The organism is Mycobacterium sp. (assembly GCF_035603715.1).
Lineage (GTDB): Bacteria > Actinomycetota > Actinomycetes > Mycobacteriales > Mycobacteriaceae > Mycobacterium.
The window spans coordinates 1-8,472 of record NZ_DATNJW010000085.1 but is presented as its reverse complement, the minus strand read 5'-3'; the positions used below and the strand labels follow the sequence as shown (position 1 = coordinate 8,472).

General features: G+C 69.5%; 7 protein-coding genes and 1 pseudogene. 1 reads left to right on the top strand and 7 read right to left on the bottom strand.

Annotated elements, in window-relative coordinates; translation table 11 throughout:
* Window positions 1–247: pseudogene (locus VN856_RS03660) on the top strand (SRPBCC family protein); the annotation flags it as partial.
* Between the two features lie 24 nt (window positions 248–271).
* Here VN856_RS03660 and VN856_RS03655 read toward each other — a convergent pair.
* The 7 genes from VN856_RS03655 to VN856_RS03625 all read right to left on the bottom strand — a co-directional run.
* Window positions 272–1,222, bottom strand: coding sequence for a cell division protein FtsQ/DivIB (locus VN856_RS03655; RefSeq protein WP_414686858.1), 951 nt, complete (start codon window positions 1,220–1,222; stop codon window positions 272–274).
* Complete coding sequence (murC, locus tag VN856_RS03650; RefSeq protein ID WP_325686233.1) at window positions 1,219–2,688, bottom strand: UDP-N-acetylmuramate--L-alanine ligase; 1,470 nt, start codon at window positions 2,686–2,688, stop codon at window positions 1,219–1,221. The genes VN856_RS03655 and murC overlap by 4 nt, the downstream gene beginning before the upstream one ends.
* The gene (murG, locus tag VN856_RS03645) at window positions 2,685–3,851 is read right to left on the bottom strand and encodes an undecaprenyldiphospho-muramoylpentapeptide beta-N-acetylglucosaminyltransferase (RefSeq protein ID WP_325686232.1); all 1,167 of its coding nucleotides are present in this window, start codon (window positions 3,849–3,851) and stop codon (window positions 2,685–2,687) included. Before murG ends, murC begins: the two co-directional genes overlap by 4 nt.
* Window positions 3,848–5,389: a putative lipid II flippase FtsW gene (gene ftsW, locus VN856_RS03640; RefSeq protein WP_325686231.1), complete on the bottom strand. Its 1,542-nt coding sequence runs from the start codon at window positions 5,387–5,389 to the stop codon at window positions 3,848–3,850. Before ftsW ends, murG begins: the two co-directional genes overlap by 4 nt.
* A 6-nt stretch (window positions 5,390–5,395) precedes the next feature.
* Window positions 5,396–6,862: a UDP-N-acetylmuramoyl-L-alanine--D-glutamate ligase gene (gene murD, locus VN856_RS03635; RefSeq protein ID WP_325686235.1), complete on the bottom strand. Its 1,467-nt coding sequence runs from the start codon at window positions 6,860–6,862 to the stop codon at window positions 5,396–5,398.
* Complete coding sequence (mraY, locus tag VN856_RS03630; RefSeq protein WP_325686229.1) at window positions 6,859–7,941, bottom strand: phospho-N-acetylmuramoyl-pentapeptide-transferase; 1,083 nt, start codon at window positions 7,939–7,941, stop codon at window positions 6,859–6,861. Before mraY ends, murD begins: the two co-directional genes overlap by 4 nt.
* Window positions 7,938–8,472, bottom strand: a 535-nt coding sequence (locus tag VN856_RS03625) for a glutamate ligase domain-containing protein (RefSeq protein WP_325686227.1), incomplete at its 5' end; no start/stop codon positions are given. The genes mraY and VN856_RS03625, both read right to left, overlap by 4 nt.

Genomic DNA, 8,472 nt, shown 5'->3' with positions numbered 1-8,472 from the left:
GATCACGGCTTACGACGCACCCCGGAGCTGCTCCTATATCGTCGTCGGCTCGTTTCCGCCTTCACAACACGACGGCGGCGTCCTCACCTGCACCCCGTCGGGAAACGGCACGCATGTCGATTGGGTCAGCGGCTACACGCTTCCCGCGCGCGCAGGCGGGAAGTTGATCGAGGTGATCACCCTGCCGTTGATTCGCTCGCTCACCTTTCGCGCGATCCTCACCGGCTGCGCAAAGGCGCTGGAGTAACTAGCGCAGCGGCGGAGGACCCGCCTACCTGACGGTCGGCAGATCCGGACTCGAGACGTCATAGGTGCGCCCCGGCCGGGTCAGCAGGGCGGTCAACTTCTGCGCCTTTTCCTCGGTGCGGTCGTTGGTCCCCCAGATCACCTTGCGCCCGTCGGCAAGGGTCAACGTGATCGACGCGACCGACGGTGCGGCGATCCGGCTCACCTGCGCGACGACTTCGGGGCGCAGCGCGGTCAACACCGCGAGCGCGGCCTTGGTCGCCGGATCGGTCGGTCCGGGATTGTCGACGTCGATGTAGGGCAGCGCCGGCGGTGGCGGCGCGGTCGCGAAGTCCACACCGTCCCGGTCGAACAGATGCGGCCCGTCAGGAAAGTCCTTGACCACCAACGGAATTCGCTCGACGATGATGATCCGAAGCGCCGATGGGTAGTCGCGCTGCACTCGCGCGCTGGCCACCCGGCGGATCGCCGCCACCCGGTCGGCGACGCCGTCGGTGTTGATCTGCAGAAGCGGCGTGCCGAGCCGGACATGAGCCACGTCGAGCACCTCGTCACGGGTGACTGCCCCGATACCGGTGACAATGATGCTGCGCGCCGACATCACCGGCGTGAAATACAGGACCAGCCCTACCGCGGTGGTAGCCACGATCAACAGCAGCGATAGAAGGAACAGCTTCAGGCCCCGGACCGCCCCGCGCCCAACGGGTTTGGACGTAGCCGCGGGTCGCCCCCGCGCAACGCGTTTCGCCTCGCGGCGGGCTTCTTCGATCGCCATCGCGCGCGCCTGGGCCTCGCGGCGCTCCGCGCGTTCCCGCCGGGCGCGTCGACGCGGCCCCTCTACCGGGTCGCCGGTTTGCTCCTGCTCCGCGGCGGTGCCGTCGTCGCCGTCGGAGGGCCCAGCGGTTTCGATCGGCCCGGTGGCCGTGTTTTCACCGACGGGGTCGTCGTCGGGTGTCACGCCGTCCGGCTCGGTCACCGCGACTCCCCCGGCCGGCCCGGCGTGCCGCGGTTGGCCTTCACCTGCAGCGCGGTGACGATCTCAGGAGCGAGCATGGTGACGTCCCCGGCGCCCATGGTGACGACGACATCACCGGGCGCCGCCGTCGCCGCCACTACCTCGGCGATCGATGAGAAATCGGGCAGATACTGCACTGGGACGCTGACGTGTTCGGCCACACTCGCCCCGCTCACCCCGGCGATCGGCTGTTCGCGTGCGCCGTAGACGTCGAGCACGAAAACCTGGTCGGCCGCGTCGAGCGCGGCACCGAACTCAGCGGCGAAAGCCTGCGTCCGCGAATACAAATGCGGTTGGAACACCACCAACGAGCGACCGGCGCCGGTCTGCTCCAGCAGCGTGCGCACCGCCTCCAAGGTGGCGCTGACCTCCGTCGGATGATGCGCGTAGTCGTCGAAAACCCTTACCCCGGAAGCCGTTCCGATCAGCTCGAAACGGCGCCGCACTCCCTCGAAACCGGCCAGCCCGTCCAGCACGCAGTCGGCCGCGGCGCCGATCTCGATGGCGGCCAGCATCGCACCCAGCGCGTTGAGCGCCATATGCCGACCCGGCACCGACAGTCGCATCACCCATGGATGGATTTCGCCGTCGAGCTTGACGTGTGCGACCGCCTCGGTGCCCTGTTGTTCCCACGACAACAACGTCCCGGCCAGCGTGTGGTCCGGGCCGTCGTACGACGAGCCGTACCGCAGTACCCGGATCCCCAGCGCCGCAGTGCGATCGGCCAACGCGGCTCCGCCGGGGTCATCGGTGCAGACAACGAGCGCGCCACCCGGAGCGATGCGCTCCACGAACGAGTCGAAGACCGCGATGTAGGCGTCGGAACTGCCGAAGAAGTCGAGATGGTCGGACTCGATGTTGGTGACCACGGCGATATTCGGGGTGTATTCCAGCAGCGAGCCGTCGCTTTCGTCGGCCTCGGCGACGAAGCAGTCGCCGCTGCCGTGGTGAGCGTTGGTGCCGGCCTCGCCCAGTTCACCGCCGACGGCGAAGGACGGGTCCCGGCCGCAATGCTGCAGGGCCACGATCAGCATCGACGTCGTGGTCGTCTTGCCGTGCGTGCCGGTCACCATCAACGTGGTTCGCCCGGCCATCAGCTTGGCCAGGACCGCCGGGCGCAGCACCACCGGGATGCCGCGACGACGGGCCTCGACGAGTTCGGGGTTGGTCTTCGGGATCGCGGCGTGCGTGGTGATGACCGCCGTCGCGCCGCCCGGCAGCAGATCCAGCGACGACGCGTCATGGCCGATCCGGATCAGCGCGCCACGCGCCCGCAACGCACGGACGCCGCGTGACTCCTTGGCGTCAGACCCCGACACCATGCCGCCGCGATCTAGCAGGATGCGGGCGATCCCCGACATGCCGGCTCCCCCGATGCCGACCATGTGCACCCGCTGCAGCTCGGGGGGCAGCGGCGCTGAATTCATCGTCGCGTTCTCCCCGCGCGTGCGACCTCCAGCGCGACGCGGGCCACCTGCCGTGCCGCATCCGGATGACCGACCAGCGCCGCGGCCGTGGTCATCGCCGCCAGCCGCGGCGCGTCGTTCAGCAGCCCGGCAACCTGATCCGCGACGAAGTCCGGCGTCAGGTCGGCGTCGGCCACCAGGATGCCGCCACCGGCATTGACCACCGGTAACGCGTTGAGCCGCTGCTCTCCGTTGCCGATCGGCAGCGGTACGTACACCGCGGGCAGGCCGACCGCCGTCACCTCGGCGACGGTCATCGCGCCCGACCGGCAGATCGCCAAGTCGGCGGCGGCATAGGCGAGGTCCATCCGGCTCAGATACGGGACCGCGACGTACGGCGGGTCACCGGGCTCCGGGGTGCGCAGGTCGATGGTGTTCTTGGCGCCGTGGGCGTGCAGCACCGCGACGCCCGCGGCCGCCAGATCGGCGGCGGCCGCGGCGACCGCCCGGTTGAGAGACGCGGCGCCCTGCGAGCCGCCGAACACCAGCAGCACTCGGGCGTCGTCGGCGAAGCCGAAATGCGCCCGCGCCGTCGACCGCACTGCGGCGCGGTCCAGCGAGGTGATGGCTTCCCGGACCGGCACGCCCACAACCTCGGCGTGGGGCAGACCGGGATCGGGCACCGCCGAGAGCACGCGGCAGGCACTGCGCGCCCCGACCCGGTTGGCCAGCCCGGCGCTGGCGTTGGCTTCGTGAATCACCACCGGCACCCGGCGCCGGCGCCGGGTTACCCCGCGGGCGGCCAGGTATGCGGGCAGCGACACGTAGCCGCCGAACCCGATCACCACATCGGCGTCGACTTTGTCCAGCACGGCCCTGGTCTGCCGAACCGCCCGCAGCACCCGCGCCGGAAGGCGGGCCAGGTCACCGGTGGGTTTGCGCGGCAGCGGGACGGGAGTGATCAGCTCGAGGTGGTAGCCACGCTCGGGCACCAGCTTGGTCTCCAGGCCGCGCGCGGTGCCCAGCGCGGTGATTCGAACGTCGGGATCCAGCCCGATCAGAGCATCAGCGACGGCCATTGCGGGTTCAACGTGGCCGGCTGTGCCGCCGCCCGCGAGCACAACCGACAACGAGGAATGCCCGGTTGGCCCAGTGGCCGATGACCCCGTGACCGAGTCGCTCACCCGTAGCGCTGACCTTCCAGTGCTCGACGGCCATGTCCGTGACGCTGGCCGGTGGACCGCTGTCCGCCTACATGATGCCCTGCCCCGGTGCCACGCCTGTCCACCGCGGGCGGTCTGGCCGGACGCGCTGCCCGGCCACCGGACGGCTTCTGCTTGGCGGCGCGCTGCGGCTTGGCCGGCTTCGGCTTGCTGCGCAACCGGTCGCGCAGCGCCTCGACCCGGGTCGGCGAGTAAGGCTCCGGCAACGGCAGCCGCAGAATGCGGGTCATCCGGTCGTCGCGTCCGGCGCGCAGCGCTGCGACGGCCTCGGGTTCGTGCCTGGCCGCGTTGGCCATCATGCCGATCATCAAAAGTGTTGTGGCCGTCGATGTTCCACCGGCAGAGATCAGCGGCAGCTGGATCCCGGTGACCGGCAGCAGACCGATCACATAGCCGACGTTGATGAACGACTGACCGATCACCCACAAGGTGGTGGTCGCGGTCAGCAGCCGCAGGAACGGGTCGGCGGAGCGGCGCGCGATGCGCATTCCGGTGTACGCGAACAACCCGAACAACCCCAGCAGGCCCAACGCGCCCACCAGACCGAGTTCCTCGCCGATGATCGCGAAGATGAAGTCATTGTGCGCATTGGGCAGATAGTTCCACTTCGCTGTGCCCTGCCCCAGACCGTCGCCGAAAATACCGCCGTTGGCCAGCGCATACTTGGCCTGCCGGGCTTGGTACCCCGAGTCCTGAGGGTCCTGGCCCGGGTCCAGCCACGACCGCACCCGGTCGGAGCGGTAACCCGCCGACACCGCCAGGATCGCTCCGGCGACGATCGCGGCGAACAGCGAGCTCAAGAACACCCGCAGCGGCAGACCGGCGTACCACAGCAAGCCGAGCAGGATGATGCTCATCGACACCGTCTGGCCAAGGTCGGGTTGCGCGACGATGAGAGCGAGCGCGATGACCGCGGCCGGCACCAACGGGATCAGCATCTCCCGGAGCGAGGCCCGCTCCATGCGACGTGCCGCGAGCAGGTGCGCGCCCCAGATCGCGAAGGCGATCTTCGTCAGCTCGGAGGGCTGCATCGAGAATCCAGCGATCACGAACCAACCGCGAGAACCGTTGGCTTCCTTACCGATTCCCGGAATCAGCACCAGCACAAGCATCACGATGGTCGCGGCGAAGCCGGAGAACGCCAGGCGCCGCATGAACCGCACCGGCAACCGCAGCGCCAGATAGCAGGCGAACAGCCCGATGATCGTCCACAACACCTGCCGGCCGAAGATGACCCACGCCGAACCGTCGTCGTCGTAGGAACGGACCCCGGATGCCGACAGCACCATGATCAGACCCAGCGTGGTCAACAACGCGGCGATCGCGATGATCAGATGGAACGACGTCATGGGCCGGCTCAGCCAGGCCCCGAACCGGGTCCGCGGCTCGGCGGTGGTCGCTTTCGCGGTGGCCTTCGCCGTGGACGCCTCGGGTGTGCTGTCGGCCGCCTGGTCGCCCTTGGCTCCCCGGCGCAGCAGCCGGGCCAGCTTGTTCTTCACCTGCAGCTACCGCGGTGTGGCGCGGGCAGCGGCCGCGAACGCGTCGCCGCGGTCCCCGTAGCCGGTGAACTGGTCAAAGGACGCGCCGGCCGGTGCCAACAGCACCGTATCGCCGGGTTGAGCCAGGTCTCGGGCAGCGGCCACGGCAGCATTCATAACGCGAGTGCCGACAGTCTCGTCCGATACGGGAACCACGTGTGTCACAGACGCAACAGGAGACTCAGCAGTCGCATGCATATCAATATCCTCGCCTGCCACAACCTGTACGACGGGCACATCCGGCGCGTGTCGCGATAACGCCTCGGCAACCATCGACCGATCCCGCCCGATCAACACCGCTCCGACCAGCCGCGATGCCACCCTGGCGACGGTCTCGTCGACCGACGCGCCCTTGAGCAGTCCGCCGGCGATCCACACCACCCGCGGGTAGGCCATTAGCGACGCCTCGGCGGCATGCGGGTTGGTGGCCTTCGAATCGTCGACGTAGGTGATCTGGTCGACGACGGCCACCCGCTCGGCGCGGTGCCTGCCGACCTGGAACGAGGCCAGCGCGGCCGCGATGGCGTCGGCGGGCACGTCGACGCTGCGCGCCAGTGCCGCGGCCGCCAGTGCGTCGAGGACGCCGACCGGGCCCGGCACGGGTATCGACGAGACCGCCGCCAGCGCCAGGTCGTCGGCGAATGCCCGGTCGACCAGCATGCCGTCGCGCACGCCGAGTTCGCCTGCCGCGGGCTCCCCGAGCCGGAAGCCGACCCGGATCGGCGCAGGGGCGTCCGTCAGCAGCGCCGTTGCGGGCGAGTCGTCGAGTCCGGCGACCGCGACCCGGCCGCGCAGCACGCCCGCCTTGGCGGCGGCGTAGTCGGCGAAGGTTCCGTGCCAGTCCAGATGGTCTTCGGCGATGTTGAGCACCACACCGGCCTCCGGACGTAGCGACGGCGCCCAGTACAGCTGGAAGCTGGACAGCTCGACGGCCAGCAGTTCGGCGGGCTGCTGCAACACGTCCAGTACCGGGTCGCCGATGTTGCCGCACAGCACGCTGCTGCGGCCTGCGGCAACCAGCATCGCGTGCAGCATCGACGTGGTGGTGGTCTTGCCGTTGGTGCCGGTCACCGTCAACCAGCGCCGCGGCGGCCCATAACGGCCGGATTGGTCAAGCCGCCAGGCCAATTCGACGTCACCCCAGATCGGGATGCCAGCGGACGCGGCGGCGGCGGGTACCGGCGCGATCGGCGGGAAGCCGGGGCTGACGACGACGAGTGCGTAGTCGGCGATGCGGTCGACGGCGGTCGCCGAGTCGACGGTCGGCGTCCCGGTCTCGGCAAGTTGCCGCTGAGTGGCCGGATCGTCGTCGTAGACCGTGGCCGTCGCGCCGATCTCGGTCAGCGCTGCCAGCACCGCGCGGCCGGTGACTCTGCCACCCGCGACCAGAACCGGCGCCCCCGCCGTCAACGGGCCGAGCGCGGCGGGGTTCATCCGCCGCCGGTGGCGGCGAGCCATTCGCTGTAGAACAGCGCCACGCCCAGGCCGCAGCTGATCGCGGTGAGTAGCCAGAACCGGATGATCACCGTGGTTTCGGCCCAGCCGGCCAGCTCGAAATGGTGGTGGAACGGCGCCATCCGGAACACCCGGCGACCGGTCGTCCGGAAGGCCAGGATCTGCACCACCACCGAAACGATCTCGGCGACGAACAGCGATCCGAGCACCACCGCGAGGATCTCGGTGCGGCTGGTCACCGAGATGCCGGCGATGATGCCGCCCAGGGCCAGCGACCCGGTGTCGCCCATGAAGATTCTGGCCGGCGCGGCGTTCCACCACAGGAATCCGATGCAGGCACCCGCGGTCGAGGCCGCGATGATCGCCAGGTCCAACGGGTCGCGCACGTTGTAGCACCCCAAGCCGGGGGCGGTCGCACACGCGTTGCGGTACTGCCAGAACGTGATCAGCACGTAGGCGGCGGTGACCATCGCCATCGAGCCGGCGGCCAGGCCGTCCAGACCGTCGGTGAAGTTGACCGCGTTGGACCAGGCGCTGACGACGACCACGCAGAACAGCACGAAAAGCGCGGGCGCCAGTGTGACGGTGGCGATTTCGCGCACATAGGACAGGTCGGAGGTGCCCGGCGTCAGACCGGCGTCGTTGCGGAACTGCAGGACAAGAATGCCCACCAGCACGGCGGCGGTGATCTGGCCGAGGGTCTTGGCGGTCTTGTTCAGGCCCAGGTTGCGTGCTCGCCGAATCTTGATCAGGTCGTCGACGAATCCGACGGCGCCCAGTGTCGTGGCCAGGAACAGCACCAGCAGACCCGACGCCGACGGGCCATTTCCGTTGAACAGCAGGCCGGCCAGGTGGGTGCCGAGGTAGCCCGCCCAGATGCCGGCCAGGATCGCCACCCCACCCATTGACGGCGTGCCGCGCTTGGTCTTGTGGCTGGGCGGACCGTCCTCCCGGATCTCGTGGCCGAAGCCCTGCCGGTTGAACAACCGGATCAGCATCGGGGTAAGCAGGATGGACACCGCCAGCGAGATGCCGACGGCGATGAGGATGTCGATCATCGGGTGTCGCCCCGCCCGTCGGCGGCCAGCGAGTCGGCTAATGCGCCCAGACCTGCGGCGTTGGAGGCCTTGACCAGCACCACGTCCCCAGGCTGCAGCTCAGCCCGCAACAAGGCCAGGGCGGCGTCGGCGTCGGCGGCGACAGCGGCTTCTCCGCCCCACGAGCCCTCCATGACCGCGCCGTGGTGCATGGCGCTCATAGACCTCCCCGTTCCGACGACAATGAGTCGAGACACATCTAATCGCACTGCCAGCCGACCGATGCGGTCATGTTCGGATATCGCGTCGTCGCCGAGCTCGGCCATCTCGCCCAGCACCGCCCAGCTGCGACGACGATCAGCCCCACTGCCGGCCGAGATCCAGGCCAATGCCTGCAGCCCGGCCCGCATCGAGTCCGGGTTGGCGTTGTAGGCGTCGTCGATCACCGTCACCCCGTCGGCGCGGGTGCTGACCCGCATCCGGTGACCCGACACCGGGCCCGCGTCGGCCAGCGCCGCGGCGACCTGCCTGAGGGTGGCGCCGCATTCCAGC

Excerpts from the sequence above, each read along its gene's own strand:
- murC (WP_325686233.1), bottom strand. The coding sequence starts at position 2,688 with ATGAATTCAGCGCCGCTGCCCCCCGAGCTGCAGCGGGTGCACATGGTC.
- murD (WP_325686235.1), bottom strand. The coding sequence starts at position 6,862 with ATGAACCCCGCCGCGCTCGGCCCGTTGACGGCGGGGGCGCCGGTTCTG.
- mraY (WP_325686229.1), bottom strand. The coding sequence starts at position 7,941 with ATGATCGACATCCTCATCGCCGTCGGCATCTCGCTGGCGGTGTCCATC.